Raw genomic sequence first — 24,566 nt, forward strand, 5'->3', positions numbered from 1 at the left:
ACGGGCCTATCCCTGCTGGGGACAACATGTACGACGAACTAATTCAATCCGAGATAGAACGGCATGGGATTGATCCTGCAATTCACATTACTCCTGCCAGATTGCAGAAAGTTCAGGAGAACTTTGAGTCATCGGTGCCTCGCAATGTGATACTGACGGGGACAGCCGGTGATGGCAAAACATACCACTGCCGACGAATCTGGACGAATTTCGGCGGCGATCCTGAGCAATGGAAAGCAGGCGAGAAAATTGTCTCACTCTCACTTCCTGCTTCCAGAAAAACGCTTACGATTATTAAAGATTTGAGCGAATTGACAGTAAGCGAAAAAAACAACGTGCTCGCCAATCTGGCCCTTGCAGTGACAGGCGGTAGCGCAAACAATGTTTATCTTGTGGCAGCCAATGACGGTCAACTTCTCGCCAGCTGGCGTGATTGGTCGGATTCCCAAGGAGAAGAAGCGCATAAGGTTTTCAAAACTGTAGAGGATATGCTGGTTGATGAGCGAACAAGTGACGACGCTCTTAATTTGGATCTTTTCAATCTTAGCCGTCTTGATGCATCTGAGCATTTTCAGGAGCTCGTCGAACAGATTGTCGCGCATCCTCAATGGTCACAATGCGAAGGCTGTGACTTACTCAATAAGGATGGATCAACGACTTGCCCCATTCGTATAAATCGGGAACGACTCCGCAATGGAAGTAACGGGTCGGTATTTCGAAAGCGTCTGGGAGAGTTGATGAAGCTTGCCCGCGCCAACCGCATGCATATACCTATCCGAGACCTTCTTCTCCTGGGCGTAAACATTCTTTTGGGCGACCGGCAAGGGCAGCAAATTTTGTTGAATTGTCGAACGGCGAAGAATAGAGCAGAAAAACAAGATTATCGACTGACGAACCCCTACGCAAATGTGTTCGGGACAAACCTGCCTGAACGTCAGCGGCAGCAGTACCAGGTTTTCAATACACTTGAAGCTTTCGGCATCGGACGCGAAACAGATAACAAATTTGATAATTTACTTATTTACGGGATATACGATGATTCGGCACTTTACAAAGAATTAGTGTCGATGGACACTCATTACGGAGCATCGGCCTATGAAGTATATCTACGTGATTATCTTGAAGGGGAACGGGAAAATATAGAGGAGTTTATGAACGCTCTGTCCCGGCAAAGGCAGCGCCTTTTCTTTTCTTTGCCGACGGAAAGTGCATTGGACCCCTGGCGATTAACCATTTATCAAGCGTCAGGCAGGTTTTTAACATTTTTGGACGGGCTAGCAAATAGCAGTGATGTTTCACGCGTGACCGAACTTTTGGTCCGGGGGCTCAACAGAACGTTTTGTGGCATGATGATTGATGATGGTGCAGAACTATATCTTGCCTCCTCTGGAGGTGACGGACGGGGTCGGATAGCGTCTCTCCTCAATTATTGCCTGCCGACAACTAGACATCGAAGAGACCTCTATCTCAACTTTGCAGTAGGAGCGGATGGCGCGACACCATGCTTGCAAGTTATTGATCCTGCGGCCAAAGGCGATGGCATCGTTGATAGTCTCACTCTTCAACTTACTCACTTTGAGTATCTTGTTCGCGTGGCCAGTGGTAGCCTGCCAGCTAGCTTCTCGCGACAGTGTAATGAGGATTTCCTCGATTTCAAATTGCGACTCATTAAAAGGCTTGATGATCTGATCGGTGAAAAACCTTCAGGTGATGAAATCAGTTTACAAGCGCTAACAGTTGATGAGCGTGGGCGAGTGCATGCCGACAACATTCGTATCAGGTTAGGCTCATGAATAAACGTCTCGAGGCTCCTACAAAATACAGAAACGATGTTAATGTTTGGGTTGATGAAGCTATTTGGGGACACCGCCTATACAATGACCAGACCCCATGGCTTGTATTTCTAGAGTTCCTTGCAATCTTTCAGTCAAGACATGCCGAGGGCAAAGCGCTACATGAGGGAGAACGCGACGGAACACATGAATCATTTACCTACTATATTCCACGACTAATTCCAATACGGCAATTGGTTTTTAATAATCCTCATATTCGTTATATTGAGGATAACTATCAATCTGACCCGGAACGGTGGCGTGCCTGGTTAAAGACATTTTCTACAGACGATAACTTTGAATATCTGCAAGAGCGCTTTGGATCGTTCACAAGGCTTGCCCGTGTAGTCGAGTTCTTCCAGACGACAGCAATTGAGCCCCATCGTCAACGCCGATGGAGTTCCCGTTTTCTATTTCCATACGGCCCAAATTGTCTCTATGCAGATTTGCCCGCAAATGTAAAAGGGAGCCCAGATCGACGCTTCTTCGCACGAAGCGGTGAATTGCTTTACCTGATGCTAAATCGCAGTGGCAAGGGTGTAGAAATAGCGAAAATGATTTCAGAGAAGTTACTGCGGCCAGGCGAGACATGGAATCGTGTGGTTCGTGCATTGTTGCCGGAGGGTTACCGAATCGATTCAAATCCAGTTTCAAGCACAATTGGCTATCTTCCTTTTGCCAAGCGCCCTGAATATGAAGAGCTTGCGGAAACATGGACTCAGCTTCTCAAATTAGACCTATCTGGGGAGGTACTGTTCGATCCATTGATGCGTCTTTCAGCTTTGCACATGCTGCTTTATATGCTGCGACGCGCCAATGAAGAGATTGGTGATTCAAGCGAGCCCAAATTTGTATTGGAGATAGCTTCACCACGAAGATCAACGTTGTTTGAACTTTCGAAGGAAAATTTCGGAGCAAATCGAATGCTATCATTGCGTGCGGTTCGTGCGTATATAGAATCTGCCAAAAAAGACGAGCGGTGGAATGCCGCGTTGCAAGCAAGAGCACCATCGGAAGCTGTAAGAGAATATCTAACAAAACGCTACGAATGGCAACACGATGAGGGCTCGCCTTCAGGCGATCCGGAGGCAATATTTGAAGCCCTTAGAGGTTACGCAGAGAAGCGTCACGAACAACACGTTGCGAAAGTACATATGGAATGGGCAAGGCAAATTGGGTTGGCAGTATCACGCCGAGGTGCGGGTACATGGTACTCGCCTGATGATTCGCTGCTCAAAGCGCTTGTCATTTGTACTGTTGACGAAGGCCGCGAAGAGTACCATCGGTTTCTTGCCAAGCTATATGACCGTTTTCGACTGGTTATTGGCGCCAGTGAGGCAGAACGTGCGTTTGGGGTTCTTCCAACCGATCAGAACGCTTTTATGCTGAATACACAGCGTTTAGAGCAGCGCTTAAGGACTTTGGGGCTGTTACGCCGACTTTCTGATGATTGTGCTTACGTCGAAAATCCATTCAGGAGCAATGCATGACAAGAAATGAGCTCATTGCGTCAGTGGCGCTCGACTTTATAAAGACACATCTAAATCAGGAACCCGAAGGTTCTCTGCGTTTTTGTATGCTTGGATTAGAGGCATCGCTTGTGCGCTCAATTGCGCAGGCAGTCTTGGCGGATTCAGATGCGGGTGCTATCGTTTCAGTCAAGATCTCCTCCTTCTTCGATCCAGAAAGCAAACTGACTTTGGATGCAAGAAGCGACCAATCCATTACACACTGGCGTCACTGTCGTTTGGTAGAAGGCACGCGTGCGGTACTCTTTGCTGCATCGCAAGAAGAGCTACAACGTAATGACAAGAGCGTTGAAAAAATCACAAAGATCGAAACTGACACTCTAAGAACAAGCTATGACGCTTGGATTGATAAAGTTGGATTGACATCTAACTATCTTGATGGACATAAAAGATATCACCTACTCACAGCTCTTCAATCTGCGAATCTTTCCCATGCCGCACGAACGATCGAGACCTTCGCAGATTTTGTGCTAGCCATTTCGGACGGAATTATCTTGAAAGGGCTTCCTTTACAAAAGGCTATAGACAATGCTCTTCCCAGCCTCAGGCTTCCTCGCTATGCAGGGTATTTTGATCGCATACCCGAGAAAAAACGTAGATCACTAGCTGAGTGGAGCAAGATATTCAAGAGTCTCCATAGCAAAGTTAGACCACTTCTTGTTCGAGAAACAGAGAGAGGGGAACCTATTCCACGCGACCAACTTCGGACAAATTTCAAAGATCTCTCAGATCGGTTGACCGATTCAGAACGAACGGCTATACAGAGCTTTCTTGATGCTGATTTGCGTATTGATGATTGGTCTGATGCCCAAAAAGGGTTGGCAGACCTGGATTGGAGGTCAATCTCTGACTTGTTCGGAGGCATTATGAGAACAGTTTCCTTGTCTTTGGGAGAACAAACAATCAAGTTCTTTGACGATGAATTTGATGATCTGCTTGAAGATGAAGAGCGTGAGCTACTTTCAAGAGATTTTCTCAAGGAGCCATCAGACGATTTTCAGAAATTCTTTGAAACCCACCGTGAACATCTCGCACGCGACAAAAAGCTGTCTGGAAAATGGGAGCGCTATATCTATCGTAACCCGCAAGTTTATCAAGATTTCCTTGTGGGATTGCTGGAAACTCTGGACAGCTTGCGCCGTCGTGTAAGTGACGAGGAGTTGAAAGAAAACAAACTGGCAATACGCATTCCTAATGCCCGAGAGAAAAGTTTCTGGCGTGGAAAGAACGCAAAAGTTGCGCGATATCTCGCCTTTCGTTACCGAGGGCTTCAAACAATTCTAGGTGAAAATGTCAAATTAGATTTTGGAAAGTTGTTGGAGTTTTATTATCCAAAAGTCGATGATGATCTTGTTAAGACTACTTCTGGCTCGAAAGAAGCACGGTCTATCAAATTCGAGGCCATCCTCGATCCCGAAGGTGCAAAGACTAAGCTTATATTCCACTGGGAAATGCCGATCGATGCTATTGCAACAGCCTTGCCTGATGATTTGTTGAATGTCGCCAACCAAGATGAAAAGTGGGCCTTATTGCCGACAGCAGATATCGCCAGACAGTTTGTCAGTGCCAAGGGTAGTATTCAGCGCATAGCGCTCAATGATGTTAATACTATCCGGGACGTAACCAACTCAAATGATGGAAGGCTGGTTGCCCCTAACAAAAATAGCGGGGACAGAAGTACGCCGTTTTTGTCTGCACTCAATGAGATGTCAAGCATATTGGGAACACACAGTACAAAAAAAATTCATGAAGCGTTTGAGCGATTCATGAATTTATACACAAAGGCTATACGAGATTGGGTCACACAAGAAGGCTCCGGAATTGCATCAGATGCACTTATAGAACAGGCTATAGCCTACGGTGAGCTTCTTGATACTCTTCTAGAACATGCAAATAATGATCTCTCACGAGAAAGGCTTTGGCAGGAAATTTTGCGTGTTGGTATTGCAAATGTCGGCGCTGGCACTCCTGCTGCAATTGTTACACCGTGGCATCCGATGCGACTTGCCGAAATAAGTATTAAGGCACGCCAATCTGCAAAGCTGATCAATAATGTTCTAAATGCTAAAGAAGATGATATTTTTCGTGCTGACTTGCTGTTTGGCCAGATACAGACTGAACTCATTTCGAATTATTATCCAGAAGTCTGTATTGGTTTTGATCAAGATCAACCAATACTCCTTGCAGCAGCTGACACAATATATGATTACACACTAGCAGAGCCGCCGCTACGTCGGGCACGCCCGAATGGAGATGAAGCACTTGACATTGAACCCGGTGTAGCAGCCAAAGCTTTTGGAAATGTCGGAGAACAATACCTTAAGCTTCTCCCTCATGAACGCAGTAATTTCTCCATAGTGCTTTATAACGCTGAGTCTAAAGCTCTACCGAGTGCTCTAGCTTCCGAACTATCTAGCAAAGTCGAACAAGAAAATGACCTGCAATGCGATCTGTTGTTAACACATTCAGATCCCAAGCGTATTAGGCGGATGTATGAACAACAAAATGTTACCGTTAACGAAGAATCCGGGTCGGTCATGGCTAGCGAAGCCGCCAGGAACTTCCTCTCTAGACTGCGCGTTGGCTTTCTCGACGCCGCTATTATCCCTGATGATAGTACCGATCGGGTTGCTGACCTTGTGGCGCTTCAGGATGTAGTTGCACGCAATGCAAAGTTGGTCTGGAAACGCGCACCCGGTGAAAGACATTCTGAATTGCTTGATCATGTTCCGGCGCGCTGGTCTAGACGGCGACCCATAGGTTTAGCTGATACAGCAACAGCAGTTTATCTTGCTTGTCCTGTTCAGCCTCATGTAGGTCAAAGCTACCTCAACCTAGTACAGGGCTTCCTCGAAGGTGGCAATGCTATGCCGATCAATGTCATCCCTGCACGTGAAGTCAATTTCCGCGATGGCGATATTGGTGATGTATTTCGTCAGACACACAAGATCGGTGAATGGGTTGTTAACTTCGATGAATTGGTTGACCGTCGTCTCTTGAGCAACAACGGAGTACATGTCATCCGTCATATTCATGACCGGCATGTAGATCGCAATATTGTTGTATCTACAACATCCAAACCCAGACTCCTTCGTGTACTTCTGAAAGAGCGCCTGGAACGACTTGATCCAGCAATTATCGACGAAAATGAAACCGTTATTGACCGATTTATCGGACAGGCCAATGCACTATCCGGTCAAGTCGTTATGCGCGCAGCACGTTACGGCCACTATGCGAATGAATTACTTGGTATTGTCTTATCAATGGAGCAAATCCGAACTGGACTTGAAAGTGCAGATTTACCGATGGGTTGGTTTTTTCTGGATGATTTAGCCTCTTGGTTCGGCCAGCGGGAAGAGCAGATTGCCGATATCATGGCGATTGCCCCTCGTATTGTGAATGGTATGCCCGTTCTAAAGATTGCAATTTCTGAAGCCAAATTTGTCAGCTCGCTTGGTTATAGAACTCAGGCAAAGAAATCGGCAAAACAACTTGAAGAGACTGTTGCTCGTCTTAGCCGTGCGATTGATCCAAAACACAACCGAATAGACCGTGAAATCTGGCTACATCGATTAGGGGATTTCATGATAGAAGGCATGGAGCCGTTTGATCCGAATTTAATGAACTGTTGGGATCTACACAAATGGTCAGATGAAATCAGACAAGACAAAATTCCGATTCAACTTGCAGGATTTTCACATGTCTTCATTCATGACACTGAGGAATGCGTAGATGCGGGAGATGTAATACCTTTAAAAGGAATGCCTCATTGTACGCAGCAAGTCTTCGACAAAACAAGAGTTTCTGGATTAATTCGATCTTTCGCTCAGCAGAATTCGGTTTCTGCTATGCAGACAGTATCTGAAGGTGAAATGTGGGCTGACGCGCTTGTTTCTAAGGAAACAATCTTTGAAAAATTGCAAACCGATACCCAACTTAGTAGCAACCATATGTCGCAAGGAGTGAATTCAGTACCCATATCAAACAACAAGTTCGATGAACCAGAACTACTAAAAGAAACAAAACAAAACGATTTCGTAACAGCATTAGAAAAGACAGAATTTCAAATGGAATCAGTAGTAGAAGACACTAAAGATGCTATTCCAAATAAATTGTTAAAAATGTGGTTATCTAATCAACTTGCGGAATGGTTGAAACAAGTTTTTGACAAATCTGATGTTGTAGAGCCTTCACGCCCTACTACTAAGCACAAACCATCTTCAACCAATCGGGTAGTGTCTGAAGACGAAGAGTGGAAAGACGCGCAGGTTTCTAAGGAATCAGCATCTGACAACGAACAAGCTAGTGCTCAGTCTAGGAGCAACCAAATGTTGCAAGCAATGGATTCATTATCTTTATTGAATAACAAGGTTGTTAGCCCAGAGCCACCCAAAGAAACAAAAAATATTAATTCGCCAACACCAGTAGATGGAAATGTTTCATCTCAACCAGTACCTGAGATGAGGGATAGAGAATATGCTATACCAAATGATTTGCTAAAAATGTGGCCATCTGGCGAACTCGCTCAATGGGTGAGTTTAGGTACCTTCTCAGATGAAGAAGATGAAGATACCAAAGCCTGGCTGGATACAACGGTCAAATCATTGCAAAGAGCATTGCGCGGTTATGAAATGACGGCAGAACTCATCGGAGCACGATTAACACCCAACGCGGCGCTCGTGCGTTTTCGGGGATCAGACGATTTGACTGTAACAAAGGTCGAAAAGAAGCGACAGGAGTTGCTGACGTCCCATGCTGTTGATGTCATCAATATTTTGGCCGCCCCGATGGAAATTATCATCATGGTAAAACGACCACATCGGGCAATATTGCATTTGCGGGACCTTTGGCGACGACGCGAGCTTCCTTCAACCGCACCTGAGTCAAATAATAGTCTACTGCTTGGCGCAAAAGAATCGGATGGTGAGTTGCTATATCTGAATGTAGGAAATGAGTTTGGAGGGCATCAGTCTCATGGACCTCATACACTAATTGCTGGTGAAACAGGAAGCGGCAAAGGCGTCTTGGTACAGTCCCTCCTGCTAGATATTTGCGCAACAAACTCCCCCAAAAGAGCACGCATTCGTATGATTGATCCTAAGGCCGGGATTGATTTTCCGTGGCTTCGCACCATGCCGCACCTTGATGGTGAATTAATCACTGAGCAGAGTCAGGCTATTTATGCTTTGGAAGAATTAGTTGCTGAAATGGAGAGAAGGAACAGATTACTGGCTGAGGCAGGTGTCACTAAGCTCGATAACTATAATTGCAAGGTCTCTTCTTCCGAGCAGCTTCCGCGCATATGGCTGTTTCATGATGAGTTGGCGGATTGGATGATGATGAATGAATATCGTGATGCCGTTGATCTGAATGTAAGTCGTTTGGGAGTAAAAGCACGTGCAGCTGGAATTAACCTAGTATTGATTACACAACGACCTGACAAAGATGCACTACCAATGCAACTTCGTGCAAACTTGACGAATCGCTTAGTCTTAAAAGTTGCAGACAAGAGGAACTCGATGCTTGTTCTTGACGAGCCGGGTGCTGAACGGCTTTTGGGAAAGGGACATTTGGCTGCACGTCTTTCTGGTGAAGGAAAAGTCATGCTGGTACAGGTTCCTTTTGCAAGTGAGGATGAAATTTTGGAGTTAGCGAGCATAATCAGACGGTCGTGGCAAAATCCGCAGATATCTCCCTATGAATGCTCAAATGGGTAAAGAATTTAATTTATACAGTTTGGTCGTCGAGAGGGATGGTGAAGATACTTTGACAGAGCCACCGATATTTCCTTGTTCCGAGGAACCGCATGAGCCGTTCTTAGTTAGAGAGACCCCTATTAATTTTCCTTCTCAAAATAGACTTCTTCTTTGGGGAACCGTACGAACAGTAGGCGATCAATTTGACGGTGACAGAACGGATGTGCACGATATATTTGCAATAGTATGGGCATCTGTGATGCGTGCTTTCGGACTAGCGTCTCCCATCCTGCGTTATGAGGAGCACATAATTGCTCCGAATGAAATAGGCGCTTGCCATGTTGCATTTACACAATGCCCTTGGAGGATTAGCGAAACCAATTTTCAGCAGGCCAAGCGCTCAATGACTGCTTGGACGTCGTTGGGATTTCATCTTTTAGATGAAGTATTCAAATGGTATCGAATAGTTCCATTTCATCGATCAAATAGAGCTGCGCAGGAAGAAATGTCAGCGCCATGGGTTCCATTAATAACCAGATATCTAAAAAACCCAAATGACGTTATAACATCCAAAAGACGATACCCAAATTGGCACTATTTTGCTTCAAGAAAAAGAGGCATATCTATTATTCGTATGCCCATAACGAACATTACAGCGCTTAAGAGGGTGCTTTCTCCTTTTTCACCAGACATGGTAAGAGGAGAAGAAGCTTATGCTTTGTTTGCAAATGGAATTCCAAATGCAATTCCATATAGAACTATAAAACAAGGTCAAAAACTTCTATCTCTTGTAGAAAACAAGCTAGACAGGAAGATTCTGATTTTACCAATTGATAGTCACTGCCTTTTTATAGGAGAAAGAACAATAATCGCAGTAGAAGGTGAATTTGGCTATAACACATTTCAGAAAGAACAGGAATTGTTTTTTGAACGTAGAGTAATAGAAAATCGCGTATTTTTTGCCGAGTCAAAGATAACATGGAACACGCCGCTGAATGCAAGAAGTATGGAAAGTCTCTGTTTAGAATTGATACAGCGTGAACCAGGTGTTATTCGAGCAAAACCTGTAGGAGACACAAATGATAGAGATGGAGGTAGGGATATTGTTATAGACTGGAGGATTCCTACTCAACATACAAAAGGTTGGGTAGAAGATGCAAGTCAAAAAGACGTTGTTTCAGGAGGAGTTAAGACGATACGCATAATTGCACAAATAAAATACAGATCTAAGACTATTGGAAAGCGTGATGTCCAAGATATTCGGGACACATTGGAACATTATGAAGCTGGTGGTTTTCTATTAATAGCTCACCCAAGAATAAGTTCTTCATTGCTTGACCATTTAGAAAAACTTAGAAATAGTACAAATCTATTAACAGATTGGTGGGACTCCGCTGACCTAGAGCGAAAACTTAAGCAACATCCAGATATCGCTAGATGCTATCCTGATATCTTAACCATTTTAATTTGATAAAAGTGATACATTATGTTGTAATTTCTACTATCTTTTTGAAGTACAAGGAATAATTCTGCCATTACTTAATGATTTTATCTTTGTATATTGTCTAGAAGGTGAGCTAGAGAAACTCACATGGATTGGACGATCTTTTCCATAAAAGTATATCCTGTCAAAAGTTGTATTATCTAAAACCCATTGTGCAACTTCTTCCATATCTTCGTCTTCAATAATAAAATCACAAGCGGCGCCTAATCGTTCGCATATAAATTTACCGTTTCGTTTTCTTTCATGAGCAGCATGTTGATCTAGATTTGGCGAAATTCTTCCAGATATCTTTTTTGCAAGCTTTGCCGAGCAAAAACCATAAGTTAGTTTAATCATTCCAAAATAATCTATAACTGGATCAAGAATATTTGTAGCAAGTTCATATATGGCTGTATAGGAATCTGCTTCTTTCGGTAAATTAGAAAGGCCTATTCTAGCTTGCGTTTCGCCACATTCAATGAAGTCGCGATAAGTAAAATACTTACCACATGGAGTGTCAAGATTGGGAATAGATTGACTCCGAATTAAGCGCATTCCATCGATTTGCCAACGTGCAATACTAAGGTTGTAAATGAATTCCGCTGGATTTGGCCCATAACCTGATAGATCAATGAGATTCAAGGCTTCTAGTTGATTGTCAAATGTAACCTGTTCTGCATAACTATCCATTTCCTCATTCATAAATCGCGATTTCAGATAAAGGAAAGGAGGTTCAAATTCTTCTACATATTCAAAAAGATGAAACTCTTGTTTATAAAATAATATTTTTACACGATGTATCATTTTAGGAAGTGATTTGCCATAGAAATCATTAAACCGCATGAGAGTAAGCTTTCCTGACCGTATGTGAATTTTGACTAGATCAGCAGATGTAATATCACCGTATAACGCTGCACCACAACCAACATATATACGAAGAATGGGGGTAAGTCGCTCAACAAGGCTTGAATGAAGTTGTAATGACTCGCCCTCGATATACCAACCAAGTCCTTTTGATGCCGCATCACGACAGGCCGCATCGATGTGCTCAGGTTGCGAAATTTGAAATAGTAGTTCCCTTGCCTCTAGCTGGGCAGTCCCATAATCAGCAAAGTGGGCTTTAATGTCGCGTTGCAATTGAGGATCAAGATGACGATAGGGTTTACGCTTATCAAACATTCCAAGCGCAAAGTAAACTAATAAATCATCTTGCCGGATCTTGCGAGCAGCCTCCAGAATGACATCATCTTTTTGACTGCGCAAGAAACGAAGTGCTCTAGGCAAACTACCAAAAACTTCGAGTATTTGAGGTAAATTTATGACTTCACTTTTATCCGGTTCACGTCCATTTTCTAACCATTGAAGCCAAATTGAATCGAGCAGAGCCTGATGTTTGGTATAGCGTGCGAGATCTTTCTCGATCTTACTTGGTTTTGATGCACGTTGTATCTGGCTAGCAGCGCGCAATAGATTCGAACGTGAACGGCTTCTGTCAACCAAGAAACGTTGTTCCGCATCTTTGTCCTTAAAAACAAAAAATATACCCGGAGCTACTGGAATTGATTCTTCATGCAAATTTTGTTCGATAAAGATTTTTAGTTCATTTGGTGTATAAAATTTTTGGAAAGTACCTCGAGTTGTCAAAATTCCATCATAAAGGGGTTTACCTTTAACTGCATATTGGTTTGTTAACATCACCGATACCACAAGCAGTTCTTGTGCTAAAGAATAGGCTCCTTGAAGCGCTTCAATACGTTCATTGATATCTTCAATAACGTTAATGACAAAACCTAGGTTAACAATATTAGATAATGTCTTTTGCTTTTCTGGTGCAAAGTGCGGATCCCAACCTAATGCCTGAATACCATTTTCTTGCAAACCACGTAAATCATCGCCACGACCACAACCATAATCAAAAATACTGCGCGAACCATCAAGAAAACTAAATCTTGCGAGTATTTGAATAGGCGCAGAAAATCCATACCGTACTAGAGCTGTTAAATGCCGCTGCACTTCATCAGAAGTAGAAGTGCTACTTTCGTTATCAAGTTCTGAGAAGTCATTACCGAGTGGAACAAATTCATAATCAAACAGCCGATACCCTTTCTCAGTAATCAATTTCTCCCATTGGTTTTTAAAGCCAATCCTGGAAGGATCATCAAAGAGACCTAAGGTTTCAGCTATATTAGTTAGTGCTTGAAATTTTGAAATTTCTTTATGATCAGGCGGAAGTAGGAGTTCTTTACGATGAAGGATAGGTGGGTTTAGTGAATCAGTGTAGGAGCGATTATGGATTCGTCCAGATCCATGGAGTTCAACACGCCAACTTGCGTTTAGTCTTGGAAAAGGTCGATCAAAAAAACCAGGATAATGGAGAAAGGAAATTGATTCTTTATTTTCAGAGATTCGAACAACATTGTAATTAACGCCTTTAGTAACTTGCGCAAGTTTTTCTGCTTCGGCTATTAACTCTAAATCCGTTATACTGAGTGAATTGAATGCTTCTATATGCAGGTAACGAGATGAATGAACAAATTTTCCAGTACTGTTTGATTCTGCCATTATTCAGTGTGCAACAAAAATCTTTAATTCTCAGATGCCAGTTTGATTAAATTATACCTAATATGCTAGTTAGTCTAGATTTTCGTAATCTTGCATACGATGTTACTCATTATAAAGTATAGATTTTGATTAAGTGTGATTGCCGTCAGTTGATTAAAGTAGCAAATTCAAAAACCATCACTTTCCAATCAAATTTAGTAATTCCCTTTCTATTATCTGTAATATCACTTCCATTGTTTTTGTGGATTTGACATAGCTACAGCTGGTGTGTTTGAATACTGATACATATATCAATTGTAGGAACATTCAAACATGTCCAACCGAGGCGGAAAAAGAGAAAATGCAGGCAGGCCAGCTGGTCAGGGTAAGTATGGCGAATCAACAGTGACAATGCGTATACCGCAAAGCCAGACGGCAACGATCAAAAGCTTTCTGGAAGCCTTCCAATGCAAAAGAGCAAATGCTGCGGATGAAAAAGCCATCGCAGAAATCGAAGTCGAAGAGTTTTTCACGCCCATAATCAGTGAGCAGCCAACGCTATTACCATTGTTCTCTACCAAAGTTGCGGCAGGCTTTCCCAGCCCAGCTGATGATCATGTCGAGAAACGGCTGGACATCAGTGAGTTTATGATCGATCACGCTGCCTCTACGTTCTTCGTGACAATCAAGGGAGATTCGATGATTGATGTGGGTTTGCTGCCGGATGATAAAGTGGTGGTGGATCGTTCCAAAACACCTGGTATCGGCGATATTGTGCTGGCCGTAGTGGATCGTGAATTCACCATCAAAATCCTGGACCACGGCGCAAACAAGACGCCACGGCTGCTACCAGCCAATTCAACGGGTGCTTACAAACCTATTTACATCCGCCCGGATACGCAGTTTGAGATATTTGGTGTCGTGATAGGATCGTTCCGCCGTTTTAAATGAGCACACTGTTGCCGTGTTATGTATTGCTGGATCTGGAAACGACAGGAGCCACACCAACCCAGGATCGCATCACTGAAATCGGCTTGATTCGCTATGAAAATGGTATCGAAGTAGGGCGCTGGAATACGCTCATCAATCCGGAAGTCAGTATCTCAACTTTCATTCAGCGATTGACGGGAATCACTCAGGACATGGTCGACCATGCGCCTACTTTCGCGCAAGTATGTGAAACGTTGCTGCAATGGCTCGATCAAGCGGTGTTGTGCGCACACAATGTACGTTTCGATTATGGTTTTCTCAAAAACGAATTCAAGCGCACCGGCATTACTTTCCAGAAGAAACTGCTGTGCACGGTCAAACTCTCCCGGAAACTCTATCCGCAGCATCATTCACATAGCCTCAACGCCATAATCGATAGGTTTCAGCTGATTTGTACCCAACGCCACCGCGCCATGGGCGATACCGAAATGATGGCGGCATTCATCGAGGTCGCGATCCGTGAATTCGGCGAATCAACCGTTCAGGAAACCGTCAAAACACTGCTGAAGCAGCAAGCGACCCCAACGGGTCTCGATCATCTGGATATCCATACCATCCCGGAAACCTGTGGTGTGTATTTATTCCATGGCGATAGCGCATTGCTGTACGTCGGCAAAAGCGTTTCATTGCGCTCCCGCGTATTCAACCACTTCCAGGGCGATCATAGCTCAGCCAAAGAAATGCGCATCGCCCAGGAAATCAAACGCGTCGAGTACCGTATCACCAGTGGAGAACTTGGCGCACTGCTACTGGAATCGCGCCTGATCAAGGAAAACCAACCCATCCATAACCGGCAACTCCGGCGTGAGCGGCAACTCTGTGCCTGGCAAATATCGAGCGATCCTAATGCCAAACCACTGGTGACCTTGATCAATGACAGCGACATCGACTGGCGTGCCGCAGAAAATGTTTATGGCACTTTTAAAACCAAGCGGCAGGCTGTCGAGGTTTTAAACAAGCTGGCCGACGAATACGGACTATGTGATAAGGCATTGGGATTGGAAAAAGGCCCCGGTGTATGTTTTGCACATCAATTGAAACACTGCAAAGGATTGTGTGCTGGAAAAGAATCCGCCGAATCACACTGGCTGCGCCTGCTCGCGGCTTTGAGCCATTACAAACTATTGGCATGGCCGTATGCTGGCCGCATTGGCATCCGGGAATACAACCCGGACTATGACATCACAGAAATACATGTCTTTGATCAGTGGTGCCATCTGGGGAGTGTCAAGGATCATCAGGAATTAGAAGAATTATCGGCAAACCCATGTTTTGACCGGGATACCTATCGCTATCTGCTTAAATTCCTGAACCGCAAAGATGTCGAAGTAATCGCATTGCATGGATAAGCATAACCGTTCCATCGCGTTAATTGACGTGAACAACTTCTATGTTAGTTGTGAACGGGTATTCAATCCCAAGCTAGAAGGCAGGCCGGTTGTCGTATTATCCAATAATGACGGCTGCGCAGTTGCGAGAAGCAATGAAGTGAAAGCGCTGGGTGTCAGAATGGGGCAACCGTGGTTTCAGCTGAAAGATTTGGCCAGGAAGCACGGCATCATCGCTTATTCATCCAACTATGCGCTGTATGCTGACATGAGCAACCGCGTCATGAGCATTTTAGGTATGTTCAGTCCCGAACAGGAAATCTACTCGATTGATGAATGCTTTCTCGATCTCACCGGATTCAAAAGACACAGCTATACCGGTTATGGCCAGAAAATCCGAAAACGCATCAAAAAATGGACGGGATTGCCGGTGTGTGTTGGCATAGGGTCGACCAAGACACTGGCTAAATTGGCCAATCATATCGCTAAAAAGAACCCTGAATTTAATGGTGTGTGCGATCTCAATAGCTTATCGCCTCAGCAACAAGAAGATTGGTTTAGCAAAATAGAAGTAGGGGAGATCTGGGGTGTCGGCAGGCGGCTTGCACCTAAATTGCATGAAATCGGCATCAAAACCGTGTGGGATCTCCAAACAGCATCACCATCGCAACTGCGTACCCGTTTCTCGGTTGTGATGGAAAAGATCATCCGGGAAATCAATGGCACGGCCTGTATCGAACTGGAAGAAATCAATCCATCGAAAAAACAGATCGTCAGTTCCCGATCCTTTGGTATTCCGGTATCCGATCTGGCCAGTTTGGAAGAATCGGTGTCGCTCTATATCAGCCGCGCCGCAGAAAAGCTAAGACGGCAACAGTCTTATGCCGGATCGGTGCACGTCAGCATCCGCACCAGCTCGTTCAATGAAAAAGAACCGTATTATGCCAACGGTATGACGATTGCGCTGCCAAGGCAAACGGACGATACGAGATTGCTGACCAAGGTTGCACTTTGGGGATTACGCAGAATTTACCGCCGCGGCTATAAATATCAAAAAGCGGGGGTGATGCTATCTGAACTGGTACCTCGACAATACCGGCAACTGGATCTCTTTGGCTCAATATCAATAGCCGATACTCAATCCAGTAAATTGATGAGTGTCATGGATCAGATCAATGTTCGTATGGGTAGGGGAACGATTAAACTCGCATCCGAGGGATTCAAGCAGCCTTGGAAAATGAAGCAGGGAAACAAAAGCCCCAACTATACGACGAACTGGGATGAGTTGATTTGTGTTACCGAGTGATTGGCAGACAAAGTATCTTTTGTTTATTCGTATTAAAAGAAATTCCGAATATATCCGATAAAACATAGCTCTGCATATATCCAACTAACAGATTCAGGTTTATAGACATCGTGCGATTCCTCATTTTTGTTACTCTGCTATTCTCCTCATCCGCTTACGCAGAGAATGGGTATAACCGAATCCTTGCAGGTATGACGCCCAATAGCATTACAATTATTGGCGAAACCCATAAAAAACCGGAAGCCATTGAGTATTTCCAGTCATTGATAACCAGCTACTTGCAACAGAGTAAATGTTTAACCATCGCCTTGGAGATTGCCAGCAGCCAGCAATCGTTGCTTGATGGAATGACAGAAGGCCAGGCAATGGCAACTGACATCAAGATCGCACCAGCCATTGATCATCTGCCTTTTCGGGGTTTGTTAAAAAAATTAACTGGAATACGGAAACACAACGATTGTTTAAAGCTGATCGCTATTGATGCTGAATTAGAGTTAAAGACCAATCGTGATGAATGGATGGCAATAAAATTGGCTGAGCAGATCGGTCAAGCTCCGATACTCGCATTATTGGGCAGCCTGCACACCCTGAAAAAAGTCCACTGGAATCCAGCTATAGTCGAGAAGGAGCCTTATGTTGCAGAGATTCTTGTTGCACGAGGTTTCAATGTCAAAAGTTATCCGCAAGTGTGGCAAGACCGTGCCTGTAATTTAAAGGCTCGATTAATTTCTTCAGATGAACCGGATGCATCTAAATTACTTAATACCAAGCTGTTTGCGTTGCTCAATGCATCTAAGCCTGAAACTGGAACGGATATTATTGACGGTATTGTTTTATGGAAATGCAGTTGAAAAGATTAACAATAATATCAAAGAGAATCGCTTGCCAGGCATTCCTGTTGATCGCTACTCTCGGAATATTCTCAGGTTGCGCCGCTAATAAAGGGGAAAGCTATCTCAGTCAAAATGCCGGTGTCAGCGCTTATCAGACATCGCAGAAACCGTATAACCGGAAAGACTGGCCTCACTGGATCGATGCCGATGGTGATTGTCAAAATACACGACAAGAAATGCTAATTGCGGCCAGCAGGATGCCTGTGCAATTTAAAAACTCCAAGCATTGCACTGTTGTGAAAGGTGAATGGGTAGGCGCATATACCGGTAAAGTGTTCACCAAGGCTTCCGATGTGGACATTGATCATATTGTGCCACTCGCACATGCTCACCAGCATGGCGCTGGGAAGTGGAGCAGGAAGCAACGCCGGGAATTTGCAAATGATTCTGAGAATTTAATAGTCGTGTCGGATTCGGTGAATCAATCCAAATCCGATAAAGCTCCTCATGAGTGGTTGCCGCCACGAAAAGACTACTGGTGCGAGTACGGTAGACGCTGGACATCCATCAAGGAAAAGTATCGGTTGTGGTTCAGCAGCCGGGAGCTAAAAACGTTGAGAATGTTGGCTGAGACTTGCCGGTGATATTGAATTCCTAGATTATTCATTGGCAGATTCAGATTATCAAGTCGCAATAGGAATTTGTATTTTAATCTTATTAGCTATTTCATTGTAAAGATCAGTAGTCGCTTCTGGGGCTTTGATAGACACCATTAAAGCATATCGCGCCTGGTTGTTGTACCGCTCCAACTTCACAGCAGTTTTCCACCAACCTAGAGTGGGATAAATGGCGAGAATGCCACGCTCGGCAAGATCAGCAGCGGTACCAATCCATGTGTCGGAATGAATAGATCCGAGATGACGAAGTTTTGTGCCTAAACGCCAGGCTGGGTCGCTACCTCCTTGACCATCATAGCTTCCCTCTTCTTCGTCGCGGGCGCGTTTATTCACACGCATCCGGAAACTGGCTTCATCTTCTGTCGGTCGCTTGACTTCAAATCGCAATCCGTGTGATTCATAGCGGTACCGTCCCTTAATGCCTCGCTCGACCACACCCGGATTGGGTTCTATAAAGTATGAGAGTGTAACTCGCATCTCAATTTGCATTTCACCCATTTCCGATAAAACCTCCTGTGGCCATGGCAAGCGGTGTAAATGCATATCTTTTGGTGAAGGGTTTTTATCTGTAATTTTCTGAAATGGCTGGAGCGAATCTTGAACAATTAATGTAAGTGAATTTGATAAACTCCAAAGTGCGGTATCAAGATTAGGGATCCCATAGCCCACACATCGGATCATCCTGGCGTAATCGTCTTTTCGAAGTTTTGGATATAAAAAGTCTTTTCTCATCTGCTGCGTCCATTCAGCTGAATGAACAATAAGCGCACGAACGGTTTCCGGCCATAAGTGCGGATATTGAGCCATGATCTTCGCCGCCATGCGTGCACAAAGCGCCGATGCAGCACTGGTGGCATTCGCTGTGGTAAGCAAGCGCTCTGTGGGTTGATGGTGAGTAGTCAGCAAGCTAAGACTATGCATGTCTACGGAGCTAATTGCATCCAGTGCAGCATTTCCCCCTTCAAATACCACATCTGGCTTATAAGGCCACGGAGTATTAAGCCAAGTAACCGATGTTGTACTGAAAGGACTCAGTCCTCCAGCAGGTGCGATTGGCTGATATTCCTGAGCATCCTGTTCAGTAATATTAATTTTTTCTGTATATGCACCTACAGTGAGAGCATTCCAAGATTGTCCGGGATCATGAATACTATCGGTGATATTACTGTCTGGGTAATTCCGCCAATCATTACTATCAACATTGCCAGCAGATACCACGATGAGGCGCGGAGTTAATCCTTCCCCTAGATAATCACAAGCCAAACTATCCAACGAAGCTGACCATGCCGAAGGGCGTCCACGATCACGATTATCACTGGCTGTGACAGCCATGCTAAAAACTCGTTGACGATTGGGTTCCGTAACTTCTGGCCGTGCTACAGCTTCAATCGTTAGCTCGCCATAAGGTTCGCCTTGATTAGAATGATCTTGTGGAAGCAACTTTACCGATTCCAGTCTATGGCCAACGACCAAAGGCATATTAGATGCCATTAATTCAGTCAGATCACCATATAGTGCCAATCCAGCCATTTGACTGCCATGACCGTGGTTATCCTGGGTTCCCCAGGCGCCATTAATGGAATGAAGATCGTTTGTGTCAATTGCGGGTGCTAATAATGGATGCCCTCGATTCACACCTGTATCGAGGATACAAACATGAGGAACATTATTTGTCGCAAAACTCGTTCTTTTCAAGAGATCGTTAACCCATTCGCTTTGCTCAAACAGCATCATGCTATCAAAGAACTCGGCAGTTTCCTTTGCACAACGGATTTCTGCTACATGATTGAGTAACAATATCGATTGGGTTATCTGCCGTTTCGAACCTCGCATATGTAATACGGTTCGTTCGGGAAACTTGAGTACTTTAGAGGACAATTTAAAGCCGATACCAGTCGCTACAGTACTGAAACGGGTTAGAGTATCATTCCGGTTGTCTCTAACAGGCAACCAGATTTCCCACCAGATAGCTTGTTCTTCATCAGTAGGCAGCACAGCCAGATCATCGGTGTAGAGTGCCTCGAAAGTGGCGATCCGCACTTCACGAATCGTATTTACCAAGGCTTTATGATCAAGCGACTTTCCATCTTTTCCACGTTTATCAACAAGATAGTCTTGAATGATTTTTTCAAAAATATCAAGTTTTCCTTCTGGCACAAAGACGGTGGCAAAAGTGGTATTGTCTTTGTGGTGAACATTCAGTAATTCAATTTTTGCGCGTAAATTGGATAGACTCTCGAATGCCAACTCAATATCTGGCTGACTTTTGAACTGAATTTGTACCCCGAATCCCGAATCTAATCCAGCTTCACGTTGTTTCTGAGTAGCTTCTGTTGTTTGAGACTTTAGTTTGTTAAATTGATTAAGTAAACTTTGACCATGCGCCTGGCGATCAGGCATAGGGGTTTGTAACTTCCGGAAGCCTGAAGTTGGATGCTCGAATTGTTCAGTATGTGATGTACTGGTTAAAATGAAGTGTAATCGCCGATCATTTTTCTGTTCTGGCATGACACTGATTACTGGTTTGAAGTTTTTAACGAGAAATTAAATTACGACTGCGAAAAGCTTTACGCTCCTCAATATTGCTAGATATTTCTTTCTCAGAAATAGTATTGCGGTCATGAATAATGGCATCTTTGATACTATCATCTACTGCACGAGTTATTTCTGCATAGCTAAGACCTTCACCTTTACTGGCCACAGCATCCCAATTTTTGATTTGGTGAGAAAAATTGGTCAGTCTATTTTTTAATACTGAAATGATTTGCGGGAGACTCGGAAGTCCATATTCAATGACATCATCAAAGCGGCGAAACAGTGCATAGTCAAGAATTTCCGGATGATTAGTAGCGGCAATGATGATGCTATTTGACTCGTCCTGCTCAATCATTTGCAGGAAGCTATTAAGAACCCTTCGAATTTCACCAACATCGTTGGCTATCCCTCGCTGAGAACCGATAGCATCGAACTCATCAAAGAAATAGATACCGCGCACATCACGCACTGAGTCGAATACTTGACGAAGCTTAGCCGCAGTTTCTCCCATGTATTTGGTGATCAATGCATCTAAACGAACTAAGAACAACGGAATCCCAAGTTCTCCCGCCAAAGCTGAAGCCGTAAGTGTTTTTCCGGTACCTGGAGGTCCGACTAATAGTAATTTCCGCCGAGGACACAGGCCATGATCGAGAATTTTGCCAATGTGACGCTGTTCCTTAATTATCCGTTTGAGTCTGTCCTCAATGGATTGAACAAGAATCATGTCCGATAGGCGTGCTCGAGGGTAAGATACCTCAAGTAAATTTGATAGTTCGCCTCGTGGCTGATTGATCGGCGTAAGTTTATGAACAACAATATCTTTAGCGCGATTTCTTTTAGCCAAGTCAATCATGGCACGTAATTCTTCCGCTAGTTTTCCGTGACCAACTTTTGCTTCATGTGCAGCAACCTGCATAGCAACAGAGTAAAAATGAGCCTCATCACCATCAATATGCGATTTTAATAAAGCTTTTAATTGTTCTGCACTGGCCATTTTCGATCCCTTTTAGTGACTATAGCAGCATATAGTTAAAGTTAACATAGCCCAAATTGACAAAATAGTTTCAAGATTCGATTTTGGTACTAGATTTTGTAATCGACAACAAATATGTCATTGTCGGCCACAAAATATACCTATCCCCACTTCCCTCATCAATCGAGCATTGGCTCTTGTCAATTCGCCTTCTTCCCAAAGAATCTGACAGAATCAGGGCACTGGATGTTATCTTTCGAACGCATGTCGCATTGCTGAATGCGGCCGCTTATACTGATAATGACAGCGGTATCCGGTTGATTCAGGTGCTCGGTGAGCTTTTTCCAATATTCATCTAATGTTACATCATCGGTATCAAACGCGATTTGCTTGCGTAGTTTTCGCTTCTGGTACTTTTGGGCGGATTTAGTGGCGATGTCAATGAAGCCGCCCTTGGCATCAATATCATCAAATCCCCAAATCAAGGTATCTTCGAGCACGTCATGTTTCGTCAAATATCCAAGCAATTTCTTAAACAAAATTCTTCGCTTACTGGCTTTATGTTTTAACTTGCGGTCATAGTGAAATTTACCGATGACGATTTCCGCTGCATTCATGACGGAATACACACTACAAAGTGATCTATGCTGCTTTGCCGGATGGGCATCACACATTCTTCATCGGACATTCAGCTCACCAGATTTGACTGACGGCATTGTTTTGAAACAACTAACCGTCGCGGATATAGCGTTGCAACATGACATCCGACTTATGCGCAGTTTGCTGACGGATTTTCCATGAACTGACACCGGCTTGTGCGGCACTTGTAACCAAGCCTGCCCGTAATCTATGCCCGGAGTACTGTTTGGGATTCAATCCCGCATTTTTCACGCGTTGCTTGATGATCAGTGCAACGGATGCCGCACATAACCCATAATCCGCTACTTGATCGAAGCGGTTCTTACGGCGAAACAATGCACCGGTTTAGATGGTTGATTTTTCAAGACACATCTTTATGCTCGTACCGATGACGGCTTTTGATATAGAGAATGGCGACATTTCTGCCGATGCCATTCTGGTCTGTTTTACTGCGACGCAATTGAGTCAGTACACCTTCAGACTTAAACTGTACATCCTCCACCTGCAAGGCCACCAATTCAGATCGACGGAATGCACCGGAAAAGCCGATCGGCAGCATTGCTTTGTCTCTTAGTCCGATAAGCCCGGATAAGTTTTTCGTAATTTTTACGAGATCAGATTTAAGCAATGGCATGACCTGCCGCAGTTTTCTGCCGTTGATGCGGCGGATACCCCGCAAGGTATCGGCAACCAATACGGATTGCGTGGGCGAGACAAATCCTCGTTCAATATGCGCACGATTGATCGCAACTACCCAGTGATTGAGAGTCGCAAGTGACAGAGTATTGGCATGAACGGCTAGATATGAGGCGATATATCGCGCCGTGACCGGAAACTTGCCGCCGCTTCTCTGGAAATGGGCTATTTCGTTACGATAGGCTAAATGGGTATTCTTGACTTACGTGGTACCGATGCTGCTCCCGCCTCTATTGATTTATGCGCTTGCCAAGTCTCATAGCTTACAGCATCACCGCCTTATCTACGCTCCCTCTCGCTCTCACGTCAGAGAAGCTCACACAGGCGACTTTCAAAATATTAGGCTGATTGTCTTAAAGGCAAAAAACCTTTATATTCTACAGCTGATTACTAAGGTCTGTATTTACAGCCCTCCGTTACTTGAACGAGGAAGTAAGGTAAGCTACACAAATAGTCATTTACTTCAGTCGCACATCAAACAATTGTAAACAGGGAAATCAACATGTATTTAGAGCCGCCCTCAAAGGAAGATGTAATTGAAGCTCTTGAAGAGCTGAGAAAAATCAAAATACAGCCAGACTTATTAAATAGAGAAGATAATGTGATAAATTCCCCTGAGGTTTACCAGACTCTAACCTCAGATGATCAAGAGCGCGTTGATTTTGCTGAAGAGATTGCAAAAGAGTACTTGCGTAAACCTTTGCCCGATGGTGAAGGAGATAAGCCCAATAGAAACGCTATCAATGAGTTAAATAACGCAGGATTCAATGCATATCTAGGAGAAGATCCAGAAATTCAATATGATCCAGATCATCCTAATCCAAATCGACTAGTTGGTTTCGTTGAAGTTGATGGCAAGAAGCTAGATATTGGTGATCCTAGTTAGAAGCGTCATTTAAACGAACAGATTGCGAAGTTATTTTGTACGTAGTGACGGCGTCTAAAGACATTAAGGACAGTATTGATATATTGATAATTTGCATCGCGTGATCGGGCAATTGATGGTGGAATGCAATCTTTGGGCCAGATAGCTCAGCCATTGAGTGTTGCAAAAGCGCAAGATGATATTAGACCCAATAAGCAGAATCTGTCAGCTACTGGGTTTAATCGTCTGAGTTGGCCGTTGAGTGGTCAATTCAGTTGCTGTATATGATCTGAACTAAGCTAGTACATCAAAATTCGGCGTTACCTTATCTAAATAATCTCCCCATTTCACCATTAACTCACGTCGTTTTTCAAATAAATCACTTCTCCGGTAAGCGGCCTCTGTTTGATTTTCGATCACATGAGCTAATGCTGCTTCGCAAACTTCCCGTGGAAAATTGGTTTTGTCGCCACACCAATCACGGAACGAGCTCCGAAGTCCATGCACAGTAGCTTCAGGGTAAGAAACGCTTTTGAGCATTTTACTAACGGCTACATCGCTGAGTTTTCGACCAAACACATGATCGTCATTCCCTGATTTGTATTTTTCTAACAAAGCCAGTATTTCCAAGCACTCACGG

General features: G+C 44.0%; 17 protein-coding genes. 10 read left to right on the plus strand and 7 right to left on the minus strand.

Annotation, left to right across the window (positions count from 1 at the left end; translation table 11 throughout):
• The first annotated feature begins 26 nt into the window (after positions 1 to 26).
• The 4 genes from ABD07_RS11680 to ABD07_RS11700 are packed head-to-tail and all read left to right on the plus strand — an operon-like array spanning position 27 to position 10,528.
• Positions 27 to 1,793, plus strand: coding sequence for a hypothetical protein (locus tag ABD07_RS11680; protein WP_205010688.1), 1,767 nt, complete (start codon positions 27 to 29; stop codon positions 1,791 to 1,793).
• The gene (locus ABD07_RS11685; RefSeq protein ID WP_160818414.1) at positions 1,790 to 3,322 is read left to right on the plus strand and encodes a hypothetical protein; all 1,533 of its coding nucleotides are present in this window, start codon (positions 1,790 to 1,792) and stop codon (positions 3,320 to 3,322) included. The genes ABD07_RS11680 and ABD07_RS11685 overlap by 4 nt, the downstream gene beginning before the upstream one ends.
• Positions 3,319 to 9,078, plus strand: a complete 5,760-nt coding sequence (locus ABD07_RS11690) for an FtsK/SpoIIIE domain-containing protein (RefSeq protein ID WP_205010689.1) — start codon at positions 3,319 to 3,321, stop codon at positions 9,076 to 9,078. Before ABD07_RS11685 ends, ABD07_RS11690 begins: the two co-directional genes overlap by 4 nt.
• Positions 9,059 to 10,528 (plus strand): restriction endonuclease, encoded by a 1,470-nt coding sequence (locus ABD07_RS11700; RefSeq protein WP_160818415.1) that lies wholly within the window; start codon positions 9,059 to 9,061, stop codon positions 10,526 to 10,528. The genes ABD07_RS11690 and ABD07_RS11700 overlap by 20 nt, the downstream gene beginning before the upstream one ends.
• A gap of 30 nt (positions 10,529 to 10,558) precedes the next feature.
• On the opposite strand, the gene ABD07_RS11705 is transcribed toward ABD07_RS11700, so the two are convergent.
• Positions 10,559 to 13,102 carry a DNA phosphorothioation-associated putative methyltransferase gene (locus ABD07_RS11705; protein WP_160818416.1) on the minus strand — a complete coding sequence of 848 codons (2,544 nt, stop codon included), beginning with the start codon at positions 13,100 to 13,102 and terminating at the stop codon, positions 10,559 to 10,561.
• A gap of 312 nt (positions 13,103 to 13,414) precedes the next feature.
• On the opposite strand from ABD07_RS11705, the gene ABD07_RS11710 reads away from it, so the two are divergent.
• The 5 genes from ABD07_RS11710 (at position 13,415) to ABD07_RS11730 (ending at position 18,182) form a co-directional block, all read left to right on the plus strand.
• Positions 13,415 to 14,032, plus strand: a complete 618-nt coding sequence (locus tag ABD07_RS11710) for a LexA family protein (RefSeq protein ID WP_160818417.1) — start codon at positions 13,415 to 13,417, stop codon at positions 14,030 to 14,032.
• A complete protein-coding gene (locus ABD07_RS11715; protein ID WP_160818418.1) occupies positions 14,029 to 15,420 on the plus strand; it encodes an exonuclease domain-containing protein in 1,392 nt (463 codons plus the stop codon). The genes ABD07_RS11710 and ABD07_RS11715 overlap by 4 nt, the downstream gene beginning before the upstream one ends.
• On the plus strand, positions 15,413 to 16,705 hold the full coding sequence (locus ABD07_RS11720) for a Y-family DNA polymerase (protein WP_160818419.1): 1,293 nt from the start codon (positions 15,413 to 15,415) through the stop codon (positions 16,703 to 16,705). The genes ABD07_RS11715 and ABD07_RS11720 overlap by 8 nt, the downstream gene beginning before the upstream one ends.
• Positions 16,706 to 16,896: 191 nt before the next feature.
• A complete protein-coding gene (locus ABD07_RS11725; protein WP_160818420.1) occupies positions 16,897 to 17,556 on the plus strand; it encodes a hypothetical protein in 660 nt (219 codons plus the stop codon).
• On the plus strand, positions 17,541 to 18,182 hold the full coding sequence (locus ABD07_RS11730; RefSeq protein WP_240142536.1) for an HNH endonuclease family protein: 642 nt from the start codon (positions 17,541 to 17,543) through the stop codon (positions 18,180 to 18,182). The genes ABD07_RS11725 and ABD07_RS11730 overlap by 16 nt, the downstream gene beginning before the upstream one ends.
• Before the next feature lie 39 nt (positions 18,183 to 18,221).
• Here ABD07_RS11730 and ABD07_RS11735 read toward each other — a convergent pair whose 3' ends face one another.
• The 5 genes from ABD07_RS11735 to ABD07_RS11755 all read right to left on the minus strand — a co-directional run bounded on the left by ABD07_RS11735 (position 18,222) and on the right by ABD07_RS11755 (position 23,059).
• Positions 18,222 to 20,723: a S8 family peptidase gene (locus ABD07_RS11735; RefSeq protein WP_160818421.1), complete on the minus strand. Its 2,502-nt coding sequence runs from the start codon at positions 20,721 to 20,723 to the stop codon at positions 18,222 to 18,224.
• A 25-nt stretch (positions 20,724 to 20,748) separates the two neighbouring features.
• On the minus strand, positions 20,749 to 21,747 hold the full coding sequence (locus tag ABD07_RS11740) for an AAA family ATPase (RefSeq protein ID WP_160818422.1): 999 nt from the start codon (positions 21,745 to 21,747) through the stop codon (positions 20,749 to 20,751).
• A gap of 179 nt (positions 21,748 to 21,926) precedes the next feature.
• Positions 21,927 to 22,343 carry a hypothetical protein gene (locus ABD07_RS11745; protein WP_160818423.1) on the minus strand — a complete coding sequence of 139 codons (417 nt, stop codon included), beginning with the start codon at positions 22,341 to 22,343 and terminating at the stop codon, positions 21,927 to 21,929.
• Positions 22,344 to 22,455: 112 nt separating this feature from the next.
• Entirely contained in the window at positions 22,456 to 22,701 is a 246-nt protein-coding gene (locus ABD07_RS11750) for a tyrosine-type recombinase/integrase (protein ID WP_160818424.1), read from the minus strand.
• Positions 22,702 to 22,726: 25 nt separating this feature from the next.
• On the minus strand, positions 22,727 to 23,059 hold the full coding sequence (locus ABD07_RS11755; protein WP_160818425.1) for a site-specific integrase: 333 nt from the start codon (positions 23,057 to 23,059) through the stop codon (positions 22,727 to 22,729).
• A gap of 504 nt (positions 23,060 to 23,563) precedes the next feature.
• Here ABD07_RS11755 and ABD07_RS11760 point away from each other — a divergent pair.
• Entirely contained in the window at positions 23,564 to 23,947 is a 384-nt protein-coding gene (locus tag ABD07_RS11760; protein ID WP_160818426.1) for a hypothetical protein, read from the plus strand.
• A gap of 273 nt (positions 23,948 to 24,220) precedes the next feature.
• On the opposite strand, the gene ABD07_RS11765 is transcribed toward ABD07_RS11760, so the two are convergent.
• Positions 24,221 to 24,566 (minus strand): tyrosine-type recombinase/integrase (locus ABD07_RS11765; RefSeq protein WP_420813529.1); only part of this gene is annotated, 346 nt, incomplete at its 5' end.

Source organism: Nitrosomonas oligotropha, from assembly GCF_009833085.1.
In the GTDB taxonomy this organism is placed as follows: domain Bacteria; phylum Pseudomonadota; class Gammaproteobacteria; order Burkholderiales; family Nitrosomonadaceae; genus Nitrosomonas; species Nitrosomonas oligotropha.